This is a genomic window from Eikenella halliae, from assembly GCF_001648475.1.
GTDB classification, from domain to species: domain Bacteria; phylum Pseudomonadota; class Gammaproteobacteria; order Burkholderiales; family Neisseriaceae; genus Eikenella; species Eikenella halliae.
The window spans coordinates 109,710-128,423 of record NZ_LXSQ01000021.1; the positions used below are offsets into that span (position 1 = coordinate 109,710).

Genomic DNA, 18,714 nt, shown 5'->3' on the forward strand with positions numbered 1-18,714 from the left:
ATAGGCTACCTGAAAGCGTGAGCTTCAACGCAGTTAAAGCGAACGAAGTGAGTTTCTGCGAAGCTAAAGCGCAGTTAAAAATGCAGCAGGCGGGTTTCAGGTGTAGCGAACCAACTTAACTTTTGCTACAGCGTTGGTTCGCCTCGCTGGATTTCTGTACTGTCTGCGGCTCGCCCGTATCGAAAGTCAATTCGGCTTGTTATAGACCTTTGCTGCTGGTGATAACAAGATATAACCTGCTGCAGAGTACACGGAAACATTTTCAGGTAGCCTTGAAGGCTACCTGAAAGCTTATCCAAGGGCGGTTTCAGCCGAGAATGCCCAAATAATACAGCAGGCTGGCTACGATGGCGGCAATGCCGCTGCCGATGATGAGCCACCGCCAGATAGGGCGGATTTCACTGTGCCGCAAATCGGCGGCGAGATAACGCCACACGAAGAAAAGGGCGGCCAGGGCGAAGGCGATGGCGCCGATGGTGTCGCCGTCCATATTCGGCTTCATGCTGCGCTGCCTTTCTGTTCTCTGCCCGGTTTGGCGCTGCCGTAGCAGGGGCCGCGGCCGGTGATGCGGGGCATTTGGCTTTCGATGGCTGCTTCGGTGGCAGCGGTGAGCTCGGCGATGCTGCCGGAATCGTGTTTAATCGGCGAGCAGATGATGACGCTGATTTCGCCGGGATATTTGAGGAAAGAGTTTTTCGGCCAAAATTCGCCGCTGTTGAGGGCAACGGGCACGATGTCCATTTCCAGCAGCTGGGCGGTGCGGGCGGCGCCGCTTTTGTAGCGGCCTTTGCTGCCGGGCGGCATGCGCGTGCCTTCGGGGAAAATGGTGATCCAATAGCCTTGCGCTTTGCGTTTGCTGCCTTGCTCGATGATTTGGGCGGAGGCTTTGCCGGGGTTGCGCCGGTCGATGCCGATGGTGCCGGCGAGCTTGAGCCCCCAGCCGAAGAAGGGAATGCGGAACAGCTCGCGCTTGGCCACGAAGACTTGCGGCGGGAAGATTTTCTGCGTGGCCAGCGTTTCCCAGCCGGATTGGTGTTTGCAGCAGATAACGGCGGGGCCTGCAGGGATGTTTTCTGCTCCTTCCACGCGGTATTTGAGGCCGACGATGTTTTCTAGGAGCCACATCAGCATCAGCGCCCAGCGGGTGGCGAGGGCGTGGAGGGCGCCGGGGATGGGGGCGGCGAGCAGCATCACGATAAACAGCGGCGGGGTAACGAGCGCCATCAGCAGCCAGTAGGCGAGGTTGCGTATCCACAGGGAAATCATCAGGCTTCCTGTTCGGTTTCGGGTGGGTTGATGAGGTGTTGGGCGAAGGAGAGCAGGTCGTCGAACACTTGGGTGTTTTCAGGTAGCCCGCCGGCGGCGAGGGTTTTCTTGCCTTTGCCGGTGAGCACGAGCACGGGCAGGCCGCCCACGGCGTCGATGGCTTGCAAATCGCGCAGGCTGTCGCCCACGAGATACACGCCGCGTGCGTCGGTGTTGAAGCGGTTGAGGATGTCTTCCACCATGCCGGGCTTGGGCTTGCGGCAGGAGCAGCGGTCGGCGTCAGTGTGCGGGCAAAACCAGATGCCGTCGATGCTGCCGCCGGCTTCGTTGGCCAGGCGGTGCATTTTTTCGTGCATTTCGTTGAGGTCTTGCATGGAAAAATAGCGGCGGCCGATGCCGGATTGGTTGGTGGCGATGACGACGGTGTAGCCGGCCTGCTTGAACAGCGCCACGGCGTCCATACTGCCGGGCAGGGGAATCCATTCGTCTTCGGATTTGACGAAGTCGTCGCGGTCTTGGTTGAGCACGCCGTCGCGGTCGAGGATGATGAGTTTCATGGTTTCAGGTAGCCTTTAATCGAACAATACGGCCTGTGCCAGCAGGCTGCCGGCGGCATCTTTGCCGGAAAGCAGCGGCGGGGCGGCCAGCGGCCAGTCGATGCCCACGGCGGGGTCGTGCCAGAACAGGGTGTGTTCGTGGTCGGGCTGGTAGTAGTTGGTGCATTTATACACGATGTCGGCGTGGCTGTCGGTGGTGTAGAAACCGTGGGCGAAGCCGGGCGGAATCCACATTTGGTAGCGGTTTTCGGCAGAAAGCACCGCGCCCACCCAATGGCCGAAAGTGGGCGAGGAGCGGCGCAAATCCACGGCCACGTCGAACACGCTGCCCGATACCACGCGCACCAGCTTGCCTTGCGGGCAAACGGTTTGATAGTGCAGGCCGCGCAGCACGCCATGCTCGGATCGGGAGTGGTTTTCCTGCACGAAAGTGTGGTGGCCGATGTGCTCGCGAAACCAGTTGTCGCGGAAGGTTTCCATAAAGAAGCCGCGCTCGTCGCCGTGGGCTTCGGGCTCGATGATTTTCACATCGGGCAGGGCGGTGTCGAAAATATTCATGCTGTGCGTGTTTGAATGGGCTGAAAGCTCTATTTTACCGAGAATGCGGTGTTTGAGGCTACCTGAAAGCGCGAGCTTCAACGAAGTTAACACGAGCGAAGCGAGTTTCTGACAAGCTAAAGCGCAGCTTCAACGCAGTTAAAACCGTTCAAACGTCTCAATCGCCATCGCCCCAATCCACCTTTTCCCAGCCCAACACCTCGGCCAACACCGAAAGATGGCTCTGCTGCGGGCAGCGCACGGCGGTGAGCAACACGGTATCTGGTGCTGCGGCCAGCTGCTTTTTCAGCGCCAGCAGCGCGGCATGGGCGCTGCCGCTTTGCAGCTCTTCGGTGTAGCGCGCGGCAAATTCGGGGAAACGCTCTTGCGGCGCGGCATGATACCAGCGGCGCAGCTCGGCGGAAGGGGCAATGTCTTTGAGCCACTGCACGGCGGCGAAGGTTTCTTTGCGGATGCCGCGCGGGTAGAGGCGGTCGCAGAAAATGGCGGGGGCGACAGAGGGCGTGTAGCCGTAGATGCGGCGGATGGCGGGCATGGTAGGGCTTTCTGGCTGATTGTTGTTTGAAAAGCGTTGCGATATTTTTAACTTCGTTGAAGTTTCTTTTTCAGGTAGCCTTTGGGTAGCGTGAGGCTACCTGAAAGCAGTTGGTGCTTACAATTTCGGCTATCATACGCCCATTTTTCATCAGAAAGGTTGGCTATGTGCTTTACCGTATTACTCAGCACGGATTGCCCGGACGATTTGTTTGCCCAAAACGGCAGCGGCATCTGCTTCCAGCCGGCCGACGATCAGAGCGTGCGGGCAGCCGCCATGCCCTATGCCCGCAACTACGACGTGATGGGCGACGGTTCGGGCGACAGCCACGGCGGCTGCGGCTGCTGTTTTTCCTTTTATGGTGACGGCGCATTTGCCGAATACGGTTTTCGCGAGCCGGAAATGACATCGCCGGAGATGTTGGAACATTCGCCCATGCGGGAAACCCTGCATTTGCAGGAAGTGATCCGGCATCTGGTGCGGCAGGGATGGCGCGTGCAGCTGGCCGCAGTGTGGGCGGAAGATTGGGGCAGTTTGCAGCAAGGAGCGGAAGTGGTGGCGATGGCAGGACTGAACCCGCTGCATTTCGCGCTGTATGAGAATGTGCGCTTTGAGTTTGTGTGAGGTTTGGGCTGCGTTGGGGGGAAACCGTTGAGCCGTTTTCAGGTAGCCTCTTTTTGGTGTTGGGCTACCTGAAAAATAGAAGACAGAGTTTGTATAAATTAAGGTGTACTGTTTATCCTACGTTTGTTTTAAATGAATAGGTAAAGAAAAATGGAAGAAGAGAATCAGGATAATCAAGCTGAATTGAATACAGTAGCAAGTTTATTTACTAAAAAGATGAATATAGTGTACGCACAGATGCAAACGAAATGGAAAGAAATGATTGAGCCTTGGTGGAGTAGGCGGAGCAATGTGGAAAAGGTAGGATGTGCCAGTATCGGTTCAGTTTTAATCTTTTTGTTTATATGCTTGCCTGTTATTTCGATGAATCCAGATGCTTCTGCCGGATTTTGGAATTTTATCATCCTGTTGGTTTCTTCTCCTGTTGCCTTTGCTATTTGGTATTTTCGCGATGAAAATAGCAAGCAGCAGATTGATAATCAACGGAAAGATATCAACCTAAAGGAATTCCAAAAACTATCTGAATGGGTAAGTGGTGCACATTTGCCCGAGATGAAGATTAGCGAGAAAAGTATTATCAAAAATTATGGAAGTAACAACCAAGATAATAACGATAGAATAAGCGAAACTATAACGGAGCAATCAAAGGAATACAGTAAATCTCTTAAAAATACGCAGTTCAGTACCTTTAGCAAATGGGAAGGTGCAGTAGCGTTACAAATTTCAGCAGTTTACAACTTACTGCCATTTTTTCGCGGTGAATACGGTGAAAGTTTTCGAAGACCTGCTTTTAATCTCTTGAAATCAGCTTGGCAGGCTATGCAACAGGATAGTTTGAATCGATTAGAAGATGAGAATTTATCTGATGATGAGAAAGAACAGATTATTCATGAGCTACAAGATAAGGCTAGGAGCCCATTAGGTGTTGCACTTACTCAAGTTTTATTAAGTCTGAATAAAGATAATACCGAAGCTAACCTACGGGCATTTCCTGAAATGTTACCTAATATTTGCCTAGCAGGTATGGATTTCCATACGGCTGGCGTAGATGATAAAGCAAAGGATTTATCAGGACTTGTGTTAAATCAAGCACAATTACAGGGTGCAAATATGTGGTCAATTAATTTTATTGGCGCGCAATTACGTAATGCAAACTGTTATAAGGCTAATTTAAGATGGGCGATTTTGCAGAGTGCTGATTTAAATGGAATAGTTCTGAATAAAGCCAACTTAAGTGAAGCATTTCTGCATGGATCTGATTTAAGCGGTGCAAGTTTACAAGAAGTCAGAGCATATATCCCTTTCCAAGAGAATGGGTATATTATATGGAGCGTATTAGAAAAAGCAAAGAGTTTATTTATGGCTAAGATTACCGAAAGAAAATTTCTGAAAGAAATCTATCCGGAGTGGAAAAAGAATCATCCAATATTTAAAGATAAAGAAGATGATGAAAGAGTGCTTTCTGATGCTATGGAGATATTTGAAAAAGAAACAGGAGTGATGCTTATTAATGAGAAGCAAGGAAAGTAGTAAACAAATATTTCAGCAATTAGTAGAGTGGAGGCTACCTGAACACCAAAACATTTTTCAGGTAGCCTTCTTATTCAAGCCTGCCTGCGTTTATTTCAATACTTCGGCGAAGGCATTGGCCACGTAGTCGATATTCTGCTCGTTCAGGCCGGCCACGCACATGCGGCCGTTGCTCACCATATAAACGGCAAACTCTTTTTGCAGGCGTTCTACCTGTTCTGGAGAAAGGCCGGTGAAGCTGAACATGCCGCGTTGTTTGGTGAAATAGCTGAAATCGCGGCCGGGCACTTTGGCGCTGAGCACTTCCTGCAGCTTTTGGCGCATGGCGCGGATGCGGTCGCGCATTTCATACACTTCGCCTTCCCATTGTTTGAACAGGGTTTCGTTGTTCATCACGCCGTCCACCACGAAGCCGCCGTGGGAAGGGGGGCTGGAATAGATGCGGCGCACGGTGAATTTGAGCTGGCCGAGCACGAGCTTGGCTTCTTCGGCGCTGGGGCACACCACGGAGAGGCCGCCCACGCGTTCGCCATAGAGCGAGAGGTTTTTGGAGAAGGAGTTGCTGATGAAGACGGACAGGCCGAGCTCGACGGCGCGGCGGATGGCGTACACGTCGCTTTCCATGTCTTCGGCGAAGCCTTGGTAGGCGATGTCCATAAAGGGGATGAGGCCGACTTCTTTCACGATTTGCAGGATTTCGTCCCATTGGCTGCGGCTCAAATCCACACCGGTGGGATTGTGGCAGCAGGGGTGCAGCACCACTACGTCGTGTTGCTTGAGCGTGCGGAAGAAGGCTTTCATTTCTTCGAATTTCACGCCGATAGTGGCGGGATCGTAGTAGGGGTATTTGCCCACTTCGAAACCGGCCGCCTCGAAAATACTCACATGGTTGCCCCAGGTGGGGTCGCTCACGTAGCACTTGGCCTGCGGAAACCAGGCGTGGATAAAATCGGCACCCACGCGCAGCGCGCCGGAGCCGCCGAGCGATTGGATGGTGGCGATGCGGCCTTCTTTTACGGCGGGATGGTCGGCACCGAACAGCAGGTTTTGGCAGGCGCTGCGGTAGGCGGCCAGGCCTTCCATGGGCAGGTAGCCGCGCGGGCGCGGGCTCTCGGCAAGGGCGCGTTCAACGGTTTTCACGCACTCGAGCACGGGCAGGCGGCCTTCGCCGTCGTAATAAACGCCCACACCGAGGTTTACTTTCTCGCTGCGCGGGTCTTGGTTGTATTTTTCCATCAGGCCGAGGATGGGGTCGCCGGGGTAGAACTCAACGTGCCGAAACATGGGTGTCTTCCTTTTTTATCGGGTGGAACAATTAAATGGAAAGGGTAATGCCGGGGCAATTTTACGCTGATTTCGGCGGTAAGGGCTACCTGAAAAAACGGAATGTTGAAAAAGAAAAATAGCGGCACTCCCCGGCTGCAATCACAGGAGTGCCGCTATACGCGTTTTCTGGCTTTATTCGCTGTGCCGGTTGAAGAAATCCAGCAGCTGCGTTTCGTAGCCACCCAGGCCGGAGAGGCCGAGGTGGGTGCCGTTGGGGATGAGGATCAGCTGTTTGGGCTCTTGGGCGAGCTCGAATAGGATTTGCGAGTGTTTGGCGGGGATGACTGGGTCGGCGGTGCCGTGCATCAGCAGCAGGGGGATGGGGCTGATTTGCGCCACGAAGCGGCGGGCGCTGTAGCGGTTGCCCACTAGGATGCCAGCGCCGGGGAGTTTGTCGTTGGCGATGCTGGAATAAGAAGAGAAGGTGGATTCGATGGCCACGGCGCGCACGCCGGCTTTGTTGCCTGCGCCCACCACGGCAATGGCGTTGGTGCCGCCTAGGCTCTGGCCGAACACGAGCAGGCGTTCGGGGTTGACATCGGGGCGGTTGCGCACATAATCCAGCGCGGCGTTGCTGTCGGCAAACAGGCCTTCGGGGCTGGGCTTGCCTTCAGATTGGCCGTAGCCGCGATAGTCGAACAGGAAAACGTTGTAGCCGTGTTCGGGCAGCCATTTCACGGCCTGCCAGTGGGCGGTGAGGTTTTGCGCGTTGCCGTGGAAGTGGATGATGGTAGCGCGGGCTTGCTTGGCATCGGCCACGCCGCGTGCGGGCACAAACCAGCCGTGCAGGCGCGTGCCGTCGGCGCTTTGGAAGGAGACGTTTTCGTAGGGCAGGCCAGATTGGGCGGGCGAGCCGTAGTCGGCATGGTCGGGATAATAAAAGGCCTGTTGGGCGCAGGAGGACAGGCCGAACAGGAGGGCGAGGAGGGCGGCCAGGCCGAAGAGGAGGGATTTGTGCTTCATGGTTGGTTTGGGCGGCAGCCTTTTGGGATTGAGGCTACCTGAAAAATAGCGTTGCCGTTTTAGCTTTGCTTTCACTTGCGTTATTTGTTTCAGGTAGCCTTTGTTGTTTCTGGGTTGAGGCTACCTGAAAAAGATAAATGAGTCTGTTTCAGCCAGCCTTGCCTGATTGGGTGTTCTACCAATTTACCCAGCCGCACAGCCAAGTGAGCAGGATGATGCCGCCGAAGATGATGCGGTAGTAGGCGAAGGGCACGAAATTTTTGCTGGATACAAAACGCAGCAGGGCTTTTACGGCGATGAGGCCGGAGGCAAAAGCGGTGGCAAAGCCGATGGCGATGAGGCCGAGCTCCTGCGAGGAGAAGGCGCTGAGGTTTTTTAAAATGCTGTAGCCGGAGGCGGCTACCATAATCGGCACGGCGAGGAAGAAGGAGAATTCGGTGGCGGTTTTGCGGTCGAGTCCCCACACCATGCCGCCCATGATGGTGCTGCCGGAGCGGGAAGTGCCGGGAATCAGGGCTAAAATTTGAAACAGGCCCACGGCCAGTGCGTCGCGCGGGCGCATATCGTCCACACTGCGCACTTTCGGCGGTACGCGGCTTTGCCGTTTTTCAATCCATAAAATCAAAAAGCCGCCCACCACCAGCGCCGCAGCCACGCTCACGGGGTTGAACAGCACTTTTTCGATGAAGTCGTTGAACAGCAGGCCGATGACGGCGGCGGGGATGAAGGCGATGGCCAGGTTGAGCACGAAGCGGTTGGACAGCCGGTCTTTGCCGATATGGGTGGCTACATGGATGAAGCGGGCGCGGTATTCGTACACCACGGCGAGGATGGCACCGAGCTGGATGGCGATGTTGAATACGGCATGGCTTTCGGCGTCGAAGCCGATGAGGCTGCCGGCCACAATCAGGTGGCCGGTGCTGGAAATGGGCAGGAATTCGGTAAGGCCTTCGATGATGCCGAGGAAGAGGGCTTTGAAGGCGAGGAGCAGGCTCATTGGTTAAACTCTTAAAACGTGGGGTAAATATTTTTCAGGTAGCCTGTATCGGAGTACGGGCTACCTGAAAATCTTTGCGCCGCCTTAGCGGTTGGCCTGGCCGGCGATGGCTGCGCCGCGGCTGCGCACGACGGCGCGCGGGGCGGGGGCGGGCATGCCGCGTTCGGCACGGACTTTTTCAATCAGCTCCTGCAGCACGGCCATGTTTTGGGAGTTGGTGAGCTCGTATTTGCCGCCCACCACCACCGTCGGGGTTTTGGTGATGTTGTAGGTAACGGTTTGCTGCTGCATGGTTTGGGCAGCGGCGGCGGACTGCGGGCTGTTGTAGGCGGCGAGCAGGCGGCTGCCGTAGGGTTGCTGCTGAATCCAGTTTTTCAGGCTGGTTTCGTCGGTTACAACGCCGTCCATCAGGGCTTTGAAGATAGCCTGGTTGGCTTGGCGGGAGAGGCCGGTGGATTTCACGGCTGCGGCCAGGCGGGCGAGGGTTTGGTGGGCAGGCTGCCACACCACGTGCTCTTGGCGCAATACGGTGTCGGAGGCGAAGCGTTTGCTTTGCTGCTCGATAATCGGTTCGAGGTGTTGGCAGTGGATGCAGAAATAGCCGAAGAATTCGGTTACTTCGATTTTGTCGGACTGCACGGGTTTGATCTCATTGCTGCGTACGATGTAGTCGGTGCCTTCCACGGCTTTGGCTTGGGCGGCGGTGACGGCGAAGACGGTGAGTGCGGAGAGGAGCAGGGTTTTCAGTTTCATTTTAATCTTTCGTTATTTAAGGATGGAAGGAGGATGGGTTAATCGGCTTGGCGGGTGAGGGTGTCGATGCCGCTGCCGCGCAGGCGTTCGCTGAGGGCTTGGGCTTCGGCACGGCTGAGGCGGCCGCTTTGGAGACGGTATACGGTTTGGCCGTCGCTGCGCTTGCTGCTGGTTACGCGGGCGTTCACACCGAGCATGGCGAGTTTGGCGCGTTGGGTGTCGGCGGCCTGTGGGTTGTTGTAGGAGCCCATTTGTACGATGTAGCGGCCGTTGCCGCCTTCGGCATTGCGCTGGGCACGCTGCTCGGCAGTCTTGGATTCGGCTTCGCGTGCCGCTTTGGCTTCGGCTTCACGCCGCTGGCGGCGGGCTTGCTCGCGGGCGCGCTCCACATTGCCGCTTTCCAAAATCTGCTCGGGCGTGGGCTTGGCTTCCGGTTCGGGCTTGCGCTGCTGTTCGCGCGGTTTGGTTTGTACGGGCTTGTCTTCCTGCGCGGGTTTCTCTTCCGGGCGTTGTGCAGGCGTGCTGGCCTGCTGCGGCACGGAGGCGGCTACGGGCGGTTTGTCGGTGATGTCGCCGGGCGGCAGGGCGTAACGGCCGCTGTCGGAGCCGACGGTGGTGTCGCTCGGGCGTTGTTCGGGCTGACGCTCTTGGCGCGGAGTGAGGATTTCGGGCTGGATTTCGGTTTTCGGCGCTTCGGGCTGTTTGATGCCGGAGGGCGTGTTGTTGAGGAAATACAAAACCACGCCGATGATGAGGGTGGCAAGCAGGAGGCCGAATATAAAGCCGGAAAGGCCTTGACCGTGGGGTTTGTTTGGCATGAGGAAAATGGATTGCTAAAAAGGTGCGGCATTTTATCAAAACCGTTTGCTGCGGCGGAAGCTTTTTACATGTTCTTTCAGGCAGACAGGCGGTTTCAGGTAGCCTGGGTAAGACATGGGGGAAGGCTACCTGAAAACCCGTTTCTTTGTTAAGACGGGGTGCGGCGTAAGCTCACGGCCTGCATCACATGGCGCTGGTTTACGGTGTCGCTGCCGGCCAGGTCGGCCAAGGTGCGGGCGATGCGCAGGATGCGGTGGTAGCTGCGGGCGGAAAGCGAAAGTTTTTCCAGCACGGCGGAGAGGGCGGCTTTGGCTTCCGGCTCGATGGCGGCCAGCTCGTCCAGCTCGGTTACGTTGAGTAGGGCATTGCTTTTGCCCTGCCGCCGTTGTTGGCGTTCGCGCGCGGCCAGCACGCGTTCGCGTACGGCGGCGCTGGGCTCGCCGGGTGTGGCTTGGGTGAGCTCGGCGGCGGAGAGGGCGGGCACTTCGATAATCAAATCAATCCTGTCCAAAAGCGGGCCGGAAATTTTGCCGCGATAGCGGGCGATGCTTTCGGGCGTGCAGCGGCAGGGTTTGGCGGGGTGGCCGAGGTAGCCGCAGGGGCAGGGGTTCATGGCGGCGACCAGCTGGAAGCGGGCGGGATAGGTGGCTTGGCGGCTGGCGCGGGAAATGTGGATGAGGCCGTTTTCCAGCGGTTCGCGCAGCATTTCCAGCACCTTGCGGTCGAATTCGGGCAATTCGTCGAGAAACAATACGCCGTTGTGCGCCAGGGAAATTTCGCCGGGCTTGGGGTCGGAACCACCGCCCACCATGGCGGCGGCGCTGGCGCTGTGGTGCGGCGAACGGAAGGGGCGGCGGCGGGAGAAACTGTGTTGTTGGGGCAGCAGCGAGCGCAGTGCCCAGGTTTCGGTGATTTCGTCGTCGGAGAGTGGCGGCAGGATGCCGGGCAGGCGTTGCGCCAGCATGGATTTGCCGGTGCCGGGCGGGCCGCTCATCAGGATGCTGTGGCCGCCGGCGGCGGCAATTTCAAGCGCGAGCCGCGCGGTGTGCTGGCCTTTTACGTCTTGCAGGTCGGGATAGGGCGCTTCTTCGGCCGCTTCAGCACGGGCTTGGCAGCGGGGCAGGGCGGCGATGCCGTTGAGGTGGGCGGCCACGGCCACCAAGCTTTCGGCAGCCAACACTTCGGCGCGTTCAATCAGCGCGGCCTGCTCGGCGCTCTCTTGCGGCAAAATAAAACGGCGCCGCGCCTGCGTGCTTTGCCACACCATGGCCAGCGCACCGCGCACCGGGCGCAGCAGGCCGGACAAGGCCAGCTCGCCGGCCAGCTCGTATTTGGCCAATTCTTCGGGCGAAATGGCGATTTGGCCGGAAGCGGCGAGGATGCCCACGGCAATCGGCAGGTCGAAACGGCCGGATTCTTTGGGCAGATCCGCCGGGGCGAGGTTGACGGTGATTTTTTTGGCGGGAAAATCGAAGCCGCTTTGGATGATGGCGGCGCGCACGCGGTCGCGGCTTTCTTTCACTTCGGTGTCGGGCAGGCCGACGATATTGAACGCGGGCAGGCCGTTGGCCAAGTGGGCTTCCACTTCCACCAAGGGCGCGGCCATGCCGCTGAGCGCCCGGCTGTATACCACCGCCAAACTCATGCCGCGCTTCCTATTGCTGTTCGGAAGGGTTGGGCAGGGCGGCCTGGGCGGCGGCTTCCAGCTTGGCCAGGCGTGCTTCTAAGGCAGCCAGTTTTTCGCGGGTTTTGATGAGCACCTGCTGTTGGATGTCGAATTCTTCGCGCGTTACCAAATCGAGCTTGCCGAATGTGCTGCCGAGCAGGGTTTTCACGTTTTTTTCCACGTCTTTCACCGGGCTTTCGGCAATGGCGTTGCCGATTTTTCCGGCGAGTTCGTCGAGGATTTGTTTGGCCAACATGGGGTTTCCTTTATTTTTGAAGGGTCGGGATGGGCGCATTGTATAAGTGCGGGAATAGGGCGGCAAGCGGTAAAAGGCTACCTGAAAAATTTCAGGTAGCCTTTCCAACCCGATTTATTGCCACTCGAAACGCAGCAGGCGCATGATTAAAAACAGGCCGAGCAGGCTGATGAGCACATACAGGCTGCTGGACATGCTGTGCCAGAAAGCCAGTTCGCCGCCGAGCAGGTTGGAGAGCCAATGCGTCTGCCCGCCGCGCAGGGCGCGGATAAGCGGCACCAGCACAAATTGCGAGACGGCCAGCAGCAGCCAGGTGAGGGCAACGGTGCGCGAGCTGAGTTTGCTGCGTTGGCCGTAGCTGCGCTGCTGCGCCGAGAGGCCGGCCAAATAAAGGATGGCCCACACAAACAGCCCGATGTAGTTCACCGCGCTGAATAATGCGCCGGCCAGGCTGCCGGCCTGCTCTTTGGGCAGAGATTGGAACAATAGCGGCGCCGCGCCGTAGCCGGCCAAAAGATACGCGCCGAACCACGCCGCCGCCAGCAGTGCCAATACTCGGTTTGCAAACATTCGTTTCCTTTCTCTGCTTTTTATTTAAAACGAAACGCAGTGTACCGTATTCTTTGCATACTTTCAGCTGCCGGGCCGATACTTTACCTGCTATAAAATCTGCCTACATTGCGTTACAATCCCGCACTTTACGTTGCCGACACACCATTATGTCCAATAAGCCCAAACACGAACACGAAGCCAACAAACTGCACAAACGCCTGCGCCACGCCGTGGGCCAAGCGATTAACGATTTCAATATGATTGAAGAGGGCGACAAAATAATGGTCTGCCTCTCCGGCGGCAAAGACAGCTACGCCCTCTTGGACATCCTGCGCCATTTGCAAGCCTCCGCGCCGATTAAATTCGAGCTGGTGGCGGTGAACCTCGACCAAAAACAGCCCGGCTTTCCCGAACACGTTCTGCCGGAATACCTGACTTCCATCGGCGTGCCGTTCAAAATTGTGGAAGAAGACACCTATTCCACCGTGAAGCGCGTGCTTGATGAAGGCAAAACCACCTGCTCGCTGTGCAGCCGCCTGCGGCGCGGAATTTTGTACCGCACGGCAAAAGAGCTGGGCTGCACCAAAATCGCGCTCGGCCACCACCGCGACGACATCCTCGCCACCTTGTTTTTAAACATGTTCTACGGCGGCAAACTCAAAGCCATGCCGCCCAAGCTGGTGAGCGACAACGGCGAGCACATCGTGATCCGCCCGCTGGCCTATGTGAAAGAAAAAGACTTGATCAAATACGCCGAAATCAAGCAGTTCCCCATCATCCCCTGCAACTTGTGCGGCTCGCAGCCCAATTTGCAACGGCAGGTGGTGGGCGAAATGCTGAAAGACTGGGACAAACGTTTCCCCGGCCGCATTGAAAGCATGTTTTCCGCGCTGCAAAACGTGGTGCCCTCACATTTGGCCGATACCGAACTGTTTGATTTTGCCGGTTTGCAACGCGGTCAGACCCTGAAGCACGGCGGCGATTTGGCCTTCGACAGCGAAACCGTTTCCTTCAACGCCCCGCGCGACGACGAAGGCGAAGGGCTACCTGAAAAACCCGCACGCAAAGTGATTAACATTTTGGGCAGCAAGCCGAAAACCGGAGGCTGCGGTGCGGGATAAATTCATTTCACTCTTACAGTTTATCCCCCTGCTGATGCTGACGCAGGTGCTGCCAACATTGGCCTGGCTGCTCGGCGGCCTGGGTAGGAGCATGGCCGCCCAAATTGTGGCCGCACTGCTGTTTACGCTTGCCGCCGTGGCCATGTGCGGGCTATACCTGAAGCTCTACCTGAAGCAGGCAGACGGCTATTTCCATGATTGGAAAAGCCGGTTTTCCGGCAAAAAACTGCTGTGGGCGGTAGGCTATATTGCGCTGATGCTGGCCATCAACCCGCTCTACGAAATGCTGATGGCCGCGCTGGGTGTAGAAAGCAGCGTGGACAACCTGCAAAACCAGCTCATCATTATGGAAATGCTGCAACGCGCCCCGCTGACGATGGCGGCCTATATCGTGCTGTTTGCGCCGGTTTTGGAAGAGCTGCTGCTGCGCGGCATTTTTTTCCAAAGCTTCGGCAGCATCGAAAACCGCGGCAAACGCTGGCTGCTGCTGGTGCTGTCTGCCTTTATTTTCGGCAGCCTGCACAGTCTGCCGGTGCACTACGATTTCCTGCTGTATTTCGCCATGGGCCTGGTGCTCGGCGCGGCCTATCTGCACACCAAAGATTTGAAATACCCGATTTTGATTCATATGGTAAACAACGCATTGGGCTTGGCCGGGATGTTGTTTGAGTGAGCATGGGGAAAGGCTATCTGAAAGCAGTATATTGATTTTCAGGTAGCCTGATGGAGATGGCAGAGCCAACAGACGAATGGGTGGAGCGCAACGGCAAACAAGTATGCCGACGCTGTATGCACGAATTAAAAACAAAGGCTACCTGAAAGTTTCAGGTAGCCTCTATTATTGCGGATGAACAAAAAACGCTGCAGCGTTGATTCGCCTTGCCGCTACCGGCTGTACTGTTACGCCCCGCCGCCTTGCTCCATCTTTTGTTAAACCGCTATATATTTTCAGGTAGCCTCACGCTATACCCAGCCGCCCAGGTTTTCCTGAGCGATATCGGCCAGGGCGGCGATGAAGACGGGGTTGTCGTTGAGGCAGGGGATGAAGCGGAAGGTTTGGCCGCCGGCTTCGTGGAATTGTTCGCGGCCTTGGATGGCGAGCTCTTCCAGGGTTTCCAGGCAGTCGCTCACGAAGCCGGGGCAGAACACATCGAGCTCGCGGATTTGCTGTTTGGCGGGCAGTTCGGTGAGCAGGTCGGATGTGGCCGGGCCTATCCAGCGGGCGCGGCCGAAGCGGCTTTGGAAGCTGATATACCATTCTTGGGCGGAGAGCTGCAGGGCTTCAGCCAGCAGTTGGGCGCTGGCTCGGCATTCGATTTCGTAGGGGTCGCCCTGCTGCACGGCGGCTTCAGGGATGCCGTGGAAGCTGAACAGGATGCGCTGGCCGCGGCCATGTTGCTGCCAGTAGGCGCGGATATGCGCGGCCATGGCTTGGATGTAGTCGGGATGGTTGTAGAAACGGCTGATGGTGCGCAGGCTGATTTGGTTGCGCTGTTTGAGCAGTTCGTTCAACACTTTATCAAGCGCGGCGCCGCTGCTGCTGGCGGCGTATTGCGGATAGAGGGGGATGGCGAGCAGGCGGTCTACGCCTTGGGCTTTCATGGCGGCGATGGCGTCGGCCACGGCCGGCGCGCCGTAGGACATGGCGTGCCCCACCAGCACTTGCGGCAGCTCGGATTGCAGGGCGGCGGCCTGTTTGGCGGTAATCACGGCCAGCGGCGAGCCTTCGTGTTGCCAGATTTGGCGGTAGCCGTGTGCGCTTTTTTTAGCTCGGAAGGGCAGGATGATGCCGCGCAGCAAAGGCTGCCACAATAGGCGAGGCAGCTCGACCACGCGCGGGTCGGACAAAAATTCGCGCAGATAGGGGCGCACGGCTTCGGGCGTGGGTGCGGCCGGTGTGCCGAGGTTGATGAGCAGGATGCCGACTTTGGCTTGCTGATGCGCACCATGCGGCGGCTCGGGTTGGAAGTGGGGCATGGGGGTTCCTTGGGTGTGTTTTTAGTGGGCTACCTGAAAAGGCTGAATAGGGTTTTCAGGTAGCCTTTATATTTGTTTGATAGAAGGCTACCTGAAAACTATCGTCTACAAATCATCCTTCCTAGCCAATATCTTGCGCGCCCCGCTCACGTCGGCGGGGGAGACGATGCCTGCGTCTTCCAAGGCCTGCATCAGGTTGGCGGCGCGGTTGTAGCCGATGCGCAATTGGCGTTGCAGCGAGGAGATGGAGGTTTTGCGGCTTTCCAAAATGAAGGCCACGGCCTGGTCGAACAATTCGTCGCTGCCGGCATTGGGGTTGACAGCGTTTACGGTTTCCTGTGCGGCCTCGCCGGAGAGCAGGCCTTCGATGTAGTTGGCGCCCTGCTGGCGTTTGACGAAGGAGGCTACTTCGTGCACTTCGTGGTCGCTCACAAACGCGCCTTGCAGACGCACGGGCTCGGCGCTGCCGGGCTGGAGGAAGAGGAGGTCGCCGTATTTGAGCAGGTCTTCTGCGCCCATCTGGTCGAGGATGGTGCGGCTGTCGATGCGGCTTTGCACGGTGAAGGCCATACGGGTGGGGATGTTGGCTTTAATCAGGCCGGTTACCACGTCCACGCTGGGGCGCTGAGTGGCCACAATCAGATGCATACCGGCGGCGCGGGCTTTTTGCGCCAGGCGGGCGATTTGTGTTTCTACCGCCTTTTTCTCGGTCATCATCAAATCGGCCAGTTCATCAATCACGATCACGATATAAGGCAGCTTTTGCAGCGGCTCAGGCTCGTCGGGATTGGGGCTGAAGGGGTTGGGCAGGGGCTTGCCGGAAGCAGCAGCTTCGGCCACTTTTTGGTTGAAGCCGGCCAGGTTGCGCACGCCAGCATGGGCGAGCAGGCGGTAGCGTTTTTCCATTTCGGCCACGCACCAATTCAGCGCCTGCCCGGCCTCGCGCATATCGGTTACCACCGGGCAGAGCAGGTGCGGAATGCCTTCATACACGGAAAGCTCCAGCATTTTCGGGTCGATCATGATAAAGCGCACTTCATCCGGCGCGGCCTTATACAGTATCGACATAATCATGGCGTTCACGCCCACCGATTTGCCCGAGCCGGTCATGCCGCCCACCAAAAGGTGCGGCATTTTGCCCAAATCGGCCACCACCGGCTGGCCGGCAATATCTTTGCCCAAAGCCACGGTGAGCTTGGACGGTGCGGCGGCAAATACCGGCGAAGACAAGATTTCGCGCAGCAGCACTTCCTGCCGCTTCTCGTTCGGCACTTCGATGCCCATGGTGCTTTTGCCCGAAATGGTTTCCACCACGCGCACCGACTGCATGGAAAGCGAACGCGCCAAATCTTTGGCCAGATTGGTAATCTGGCTGCCTTTCACGCCTTGCGCCGGCTCGATTTCAAAACGTGTAATCACCGGCCCGGCGGTGGCGCTCACCACGGTTACCTGAATGCCGAATTCGGCCAGCTTGGCCTCGATGCGCTCGGCCATGTGCTGCAGGGCTTCGGGGTTGATTTCCGGTTTGTGCTCCTGCGGGCGCGTAAGCAAATCCAATTCCGGCAGCAGATATTCGCCGTCTTCGGCCTGCCGTTTGGGAGCGAACAAATCTTTTTGCCGCTCGGGCACGGGTTTTTCTTTTTCAGGTAGCCCTTGGTCGGCGGGCTGGTTAATCTGCACCGCCACCGGTTTGCGGTTGCTGCTGGCACCTTCCACCGTTGCCACTTCTTCGGCGGTGATGGTTTTTGCCGCGCGCACCATACGGCGGGCAAACTTCGCGTTCGGTATGTCGCGCACAAACTGGTGCGGCTGGCGGATCAGTCGATACCACAGCCATTCCAGCTGCGCCCCCGCTTTTTCCAGCAGCGTGAGCCACGATACTTGCAACAGCAGCGAGAGTCCCGCCACAATCAGCACCACCTGCACCAAAAGGCTACCTGAAACCCCCAACAGCCGCGTAAAGCCGCTGCCGAGCGATTGGCCGATTAAGCCGCCCGCGCCCATCGGCAGACTATCGTGCAACTCGGCAGACCAAGCCGCCGCTTCCAAAAGCGGGCTGCCAAACAGCAACAACGCCGCCCCGCCCAAGCCCATGCCCAAGTGATAAGGCTTCTCGCTGCTCTGCTTCACGCTGCGGAAATTGCGGTAGAGCCACACCGCCGCCGCCAGCAGCAGCCACCACACCGACAGCCCGAACAGATAATAGGCCACATCCGCCGTGTATGCGCCTACGAGCCCGGCCAGATTGTGCGGCTCATTATCGGTGGGGATGCTGCGCGACCAGGCCGGGTCGTCCATGGTGAAGCTCGCCAGCGCCAAAGCCAGGCACACGGCAAACAGCAGCACCAACAGCCACAGCATATCGGCCAAAAGCGAAATGGATTGCGAAGCCGCCGCCGCAGCCGAAGGCACGGCCGCCCGGCGCGAAGCCTTGGCAGGCGGATTGTGCCGGTTTGGCTTCGGTTTGGCAGGTTTGCTCAATTTGCTTGCTTTGCGGGAAGGTTTATTGCTCATATTAACGATGGGCTACCTGAAAACCTCGGCTGGGGAAAGCCGAATAGGGCAGGCCGCCGGAATAACGATACAAAACGCCGCATTATAGCAGTATTGCCCTGCTGCTTGCGTACAGCCCAAGGAAAGGGCGAAAGGCTACCTGAAATTCAGGTAGCCTTTGTTACAGGAAAGCCTGCACGGTGCGTAGGGTGCGTGCCGCAGGTACGCACGCCGTTGCCGGTTATTCCCAAACCGCGTGCGTGCGTTCCGCACACACCCTACACCCCACACAATGAGCAGGCTACCTGAAATTCATTTTTCAGGTAGCCTGTTGATAGGGCAGAGGGTAGGTTGGGTTGGTAAACCCAACATTCCAAACTTTATGTGTTGAGTTACGCCTGCGGCTAACCCAACCTACTCACTGAAATTCATTTTTCAGGTAGCCTTTCCACGGCAGGCGGAACGGGCTGCGCCAGTTTTGGCTGCCTTTGTTAATAAAGGCAAAACCTGCCGCTAGAATTGTAAGCCTAGGCTCGGATGATTGATAATAAGTTTGGCTGAGGCGGCAAACCGCCGCAGGCAGGTTTGCCGCCTCAGCCCCCGCTGTGCAGCCCCCGCTGTGCAGCCCCCGCTGTGCAGCCCCCGCTGTGCAGCCCTTTTTTCGGGCTTTTGCAGCATCGTTCATTTTCCAAACAAGGAGACCGAATTATGCAGAAAACCC

The 18,714-nt window shown here is 57.3% G+C and carries 19 protein-coding genes; 4 read left to right on the forward strand and 15 right to left on the reverse strand.

The window, feature by feature from the left end:
- Positions 1–307: 307 nt before the first annotated feature.
- The 5 genes from A7Q00_RS09300 to A7Q00_RS09320 all read right to left on the reverse strand — a co-directional run bounded on the left by A7Q00_RS09300 (position 308) and on the right by A7Q00_RS09320 (position 2,916).
- On the reverse strand, positions 308–502 hold the full coding sequence (locus A7Q00_RS09300; RefSeq protein WP_064090277.1) for a hypothetical protein: 195 nt from the start codon (positions 500–502) through the stop codon (positions 308–310).
- Positions 499–1,266, reverse strand: coding sequence for a lysophospholipid acyltransferase family protein (locus A7Q00_RS09305; RefSeq protein WP_064090278.1), 768 nt, complete (start codon positions 1,264–1,266; stop codon positions 499–501). The genes A7Q00_RS09300 and A7Q00_RS09305 overlap by 4 nt, the downstream gene beginning before the upstream one ends.
- The gene (gene gmhB, locus A7Q00_RS09310) at positions 1,266–1,823 is read right to left on the reverse strand and encodes a D-glycero-beta-D-manno-heptose 1,7-bisphosphate 7-phosphatase (protein WP_064090279.1); all 558 of its coding nucleotides are present in this window, start codon (positions 1,821–1,823) and stop codon (positions 1,266–1,268) included. The genes A7Q00_RS09305 and gmhB overlap by 1 nt, the downstream gene beginning before the upstream one ends.
- Before the next feature lie 15 nt (positions 1,824–1,838).
- Positions 1,839–2,381: a dTDP-4-dehydrorhamnose 3,5-epimerase gene (gene rfbC, locus A7Q00_RS09315; RefSeq protein WP_064090280.1), complete on the reverse strand. Its 543-nt coding sequence runs from the start codon at positions 2,379–2,381 to the stop codon at positions 1,839–1,841.
- 157 nt (positions 2,382–2,538) lie between these two features.
- The gene (locus A7Q00_RS09320; RefSeq protein WP_064090281.1) at positions 2,539–2,916 is read right to left on the reverse strand and encodes a DUF488 domain-containing protein; all 378 of its coding nucleotides are present in this window, start codon (positions 2,914–2,916) and stop codon (positions 2,539–2,541) included.
- Between the two features lie 165 nt (positions 2,917–3,081).
- Here A7Q00_RS09320 and A7Q00_RS09325 point away from each other — a divergent pair, with 165 nt between their 5' ends.
- Positions 3,082–3,540: a hypothetical protein gene (locus A7Q00_RS09325; RefSeq protein WP_064090282.1), complete on the forward strand. Its 459-nt coding sequence runs from the start codon at positions 3,082–3,084 to the stop codon at positions 3,538–3,540.
- A gap of 150 nt (positions 3,541–3,690) precedes the next feature.
- On the forward strand, positions 3,691–5,070 hold the full coding sequence (locus A7Q00_RS09330) for a pentapeptide repeat-containing protein (protein WP_064090283.1): 1,380 nt from the start codon (positions 3,691–3,693) through the stop codon (positions 5,068–5,070).
- 90 nt (positions 5,071–5,160) lie between these two features.
- Here A7Q00_RS09330 and A7Q00_RS09335 read toward each other — a convergent pair whose 3' ends face one another.
- The 8 genes from A7Q00_RS09335 to A7Q00_RS09370 all read right to left on the reverse strand — a co-directional run bounded on the left by A7Q00_RS09335 (position 5,161) and on the right by A7Q00_RS09370 (position 12,420).
- Positions 5,161–6,354 carry an amino acid aminotransferase gene (locus A7Q00_RS09335; protein ID WP_064090284.1) on the reverse strand — a complete coding sequence of 398 codons (1,194 nt, stop codon included), beginning with the start codon at positions 6,352–6,354 and terminating at the stop codon, positions 5,161–5,163.
- A 174-nt stretch (positions 6,355–6,528) separates the two neighbouring features.
- Positions 6,529–7,434 carry an alpha/beta hydrolase gene (locus A7Q00_RS09340; RefSeq protein ID WP_245637556.1) on the reverse strand — a complete coding sequence of 302 codons (906 nt, stop codon included), beginning with the start codon at positions 7,432–7,434 and terminating at the stop codon, positions 6,529–6,531.
- A gap of 100 nt (positions 7,435–7,534) precedes the next feature.
- On the reverse strand, positions 7,535–8,356 hold the full coding sequence (locus A7Q00_RS09345; protein WP_064090286.1) for an undecaprenyl-diphosphate phosphatase: 822 nt from the start codon (positions 8,354–8,356) through the stop codon (positions 7,535–7,537).
- Positions 8,357–8,440: 84 nt separating this feature from the next.
- Entirely contained in the window at positions 8,441–9,109 is a 669-nt protein-coding gene (locus A7Q00_RS09350; RefSeq protein ID WP_064090287.1) for a thiol:disulfide interchange protein DsbA/DsbL, read from the reverse strand.
- Positions 9,110–9,147: 38 nt separating this feature from the next.
- Positions 9,148–9,927, reverse strand: coding sequence for an SPOR domain-containing protein (locus tag A7Q00_RS09355; RefSeq protein ID WP_064090288.1), 780 nt, complete (start codon positions 9,925–9,927; stop codon positions 9,148–9,150).
- Positions 9,928–10,076: 149 nt separating this feature from the next.
- Positions 10,077–11,573, reverse strand: coding sequence for a YifB family Mg chelatase-like AAA ATPase (locus A7Q00_RS09360; RefSeq protein ID WP_064090289.1), 1,497 nt, complete (start codon positions 11,571–11,573; stop codon positions 10,077–10,079).
- A gap of 10 nt (positions 11,574–11,583) precedes the next feature.
- Positions 11,584–11,850, reverse strand: a complete 267-nt coding sequence (locus tag A7Q00_RS09365) for an accessory factor UbiK family protein (protein ID WP_064090290.1) — start codon at positions 11,848–11,850, stop codon at positions 11,584–11,586.
- A 114-nt stretch (positions 11,851–11,964) separates the two neighbouring features.
- Positions 11,965–12,420, reverse strand: coding sequence for a DUF4149 domain-containing protein (locus A7Q00_RS09370; protein WP_064090291.1), 456 nt, complete (start codon positions 12,418–12,420; stop codon positions 11,965–11,967).
- A gap of 149 nt (positions 12,421–12,569) precedes the next feature.
- Here A7Q00_RS09370 and ttcA point away from each other — a divergent pair, with 149 nt between their 5' ends.
- Positions 12,570–13,523 (forward strand): tRNA 2-thiocytidine(32) synthetase TtcA, encoded by a 954-nt coding sequence (ttcA, locus tag A7Q00_RS09375; protein ID WP_064090292.1) that lies wholly within the window; start codon positions 12,570–12,572, stop codon positions 13,521–13,523.
- Positions 13,513–14,196: a CPBP family intramembrane glutamic endopeptidase gene (locus A7Q00_RS09380; protein WP_064090293.1), complete on the forward strand. Its 684-nt coding sequence runs from the start codon at positions 13,513–13,515 to the stop codon at positions 14,194–14,196. The genes ttcA and A7Q00_RS09380 overlap by 11 nt, the downstream gene beginning before the upstream one ends.
- Positions 14,197–14,486: 290 nt before the next feature.
- On the opposite strand, the gene hemH is transcribed toward A7Q00_RS09380, so the two are convergent.
- Together hemH and A7Q00_RS09390 are read right to left on the reverse strand one after the other, a co-directional pair.
- Entirely contained in the window at positions 14,487–15,500 is a 1,014-nt protein-coding gene (gene hemH / locus A7Q00_RS09385) for a ferrochelatase (protein ID WP_064090294.1), read from the reverse strand.
- Between the two features lie 105 nt (positions 15,501–15,605).
- Complete coding sequence (locus A7Q00_RS09390; RefSeq protein ID WP_064090295.1) at positions 15,606–18,014, reverse strand: DNA translocase FtsK; 2,409 nt, start codon at positions 18,012–18,014, stop codon at positions 15,606–15,608.
- Between the last annotated feature and the right edge of the window lie 700 nt (positions 18,015–18,714).

Excerpts from the sequence above, each read along its gene's own strand:
- A7Q00_RS09300 (WP_064090277.1), bottom strand. The coding sequence starts at position 502 with ATGAAGCCGAATATGGACGGCGACACCATCGGCGCCATCGCCTTCGCC.
- A7Q00_RS09305 (WP_064090278.1), bottom strand. The coding sequence starts at position 1,266 with ATGATTTCCCTGTGGATACGCAACCTCGCCTACTGGCTGCTGATGGCG.
- gmhB (WP_064090279.1), bottom strand. The coding sequence starts at position 1,823 with ATGAAACTCATCATCCTCGACCGCGACGGCGTGCTCAACCAAGACCGC.
- rfbC (WP_064090280.1), bottom strand. The coding sequence starts at position 2,381 with ATGAATATTTTCGACACCGCCCTGCCCGATGTGAAAATCATCGAGCCC.
- A7Q00_RS09320 (WP_064090281.1), bottom strand. The coding sequence starts at position 2,916 with ATGCCCGCCATCCGCCGCATCTACGGCTACACGCCCTCTGTCGCCCCC.
- A7Q00_RS09325 (WP_064090282.1), top strand. The coding sequence starts at position 3,082 with ATGTGCTTTACCGTATTACTCAGCACGGATTGCCCGGACGATTTGTTT.
- A7Q00_RS09330 (WP_064090283.1), top strand. The coding sequence starts at position 3,691 with ATGGAAGAAGAGAATCAGGATAATCAAGCTGAATTGAATACAGTAGCA.
- A7Q00_RS09335 (WP_064090284.1), bottom strand. The coding sequence starts at position 6,354 with ATGTTTCGGCACGTTGAGTTCTACCCCGGCGACCCCATCCTCGGCCTG.
- A7Q00_RS09345 (WP_064090286.1), bottom strand. The coding sequence starts at position 8,356 with ATGAGCCTGCTCCTCGCCTTCAAAGCCCTCTTCCTCGGCATCATCGAA.
- A7Q00_RS09350 (WP_064090287.1), bottom strand. The coding sequence starts at position 9,109 with ATGAAACTGAAAACCCTGCTCCTCTCCGCACTCACCGTCTTCGCCGTC.
- A7Q00_RS09355 (WP_064090288.1), bottom strand. The coding sequence starts at position 9,927 with ATGCCAAACAAACCCCACGGTCAAGGCCTTTCCGGCTTTATATTCGGC.
- A7Q00_RS09360 (WP_064090289.1), bottom strand. The coding sequence starts at position 11,573 with ATGAGTTTGGCGGTGGTATACAGCCGGGCGCTCAGCGGCATGGCCGCG.
- A7Q00_RS09365 (WP_064090290.1), bottom strand. The coding sequence starts at position 11,850 with ATGTTGGCCAAACAAATCCTCGACGAACTCGCCGGAAAAATCGGCAAC.
- A7Q00_RS09370 (WP_064090291.1), bottom strand. The coding sequence starts at position 12,420 with ATGTTTGCAAACCGAGTATTGGCACTGCTGGCGGCGGCGTGGTTCGGC.
- ttcA (WP_064090292.1), top strand. The coding sequence starts at position 12,570 with ATGTCCAATAAGCCCAAACACGAACACGAAGCCAACAAACTGCACAAA.
- hemH (WP_064090294.1), bottom strand. The coding sequence starts at position 15,500 with ATGCCCCACTTCCAACCCGAGCCGCCGCATGGTGCGCATCAGCAAGCC.
- A7Q00_RS09390 (WP_064090295.1), bottom strand. The coding sequence starts at position 18,014 with ATGAGCAATAAACCTTCCCGCAAAGCAAGCAAATTGAGCAAACCTGCC.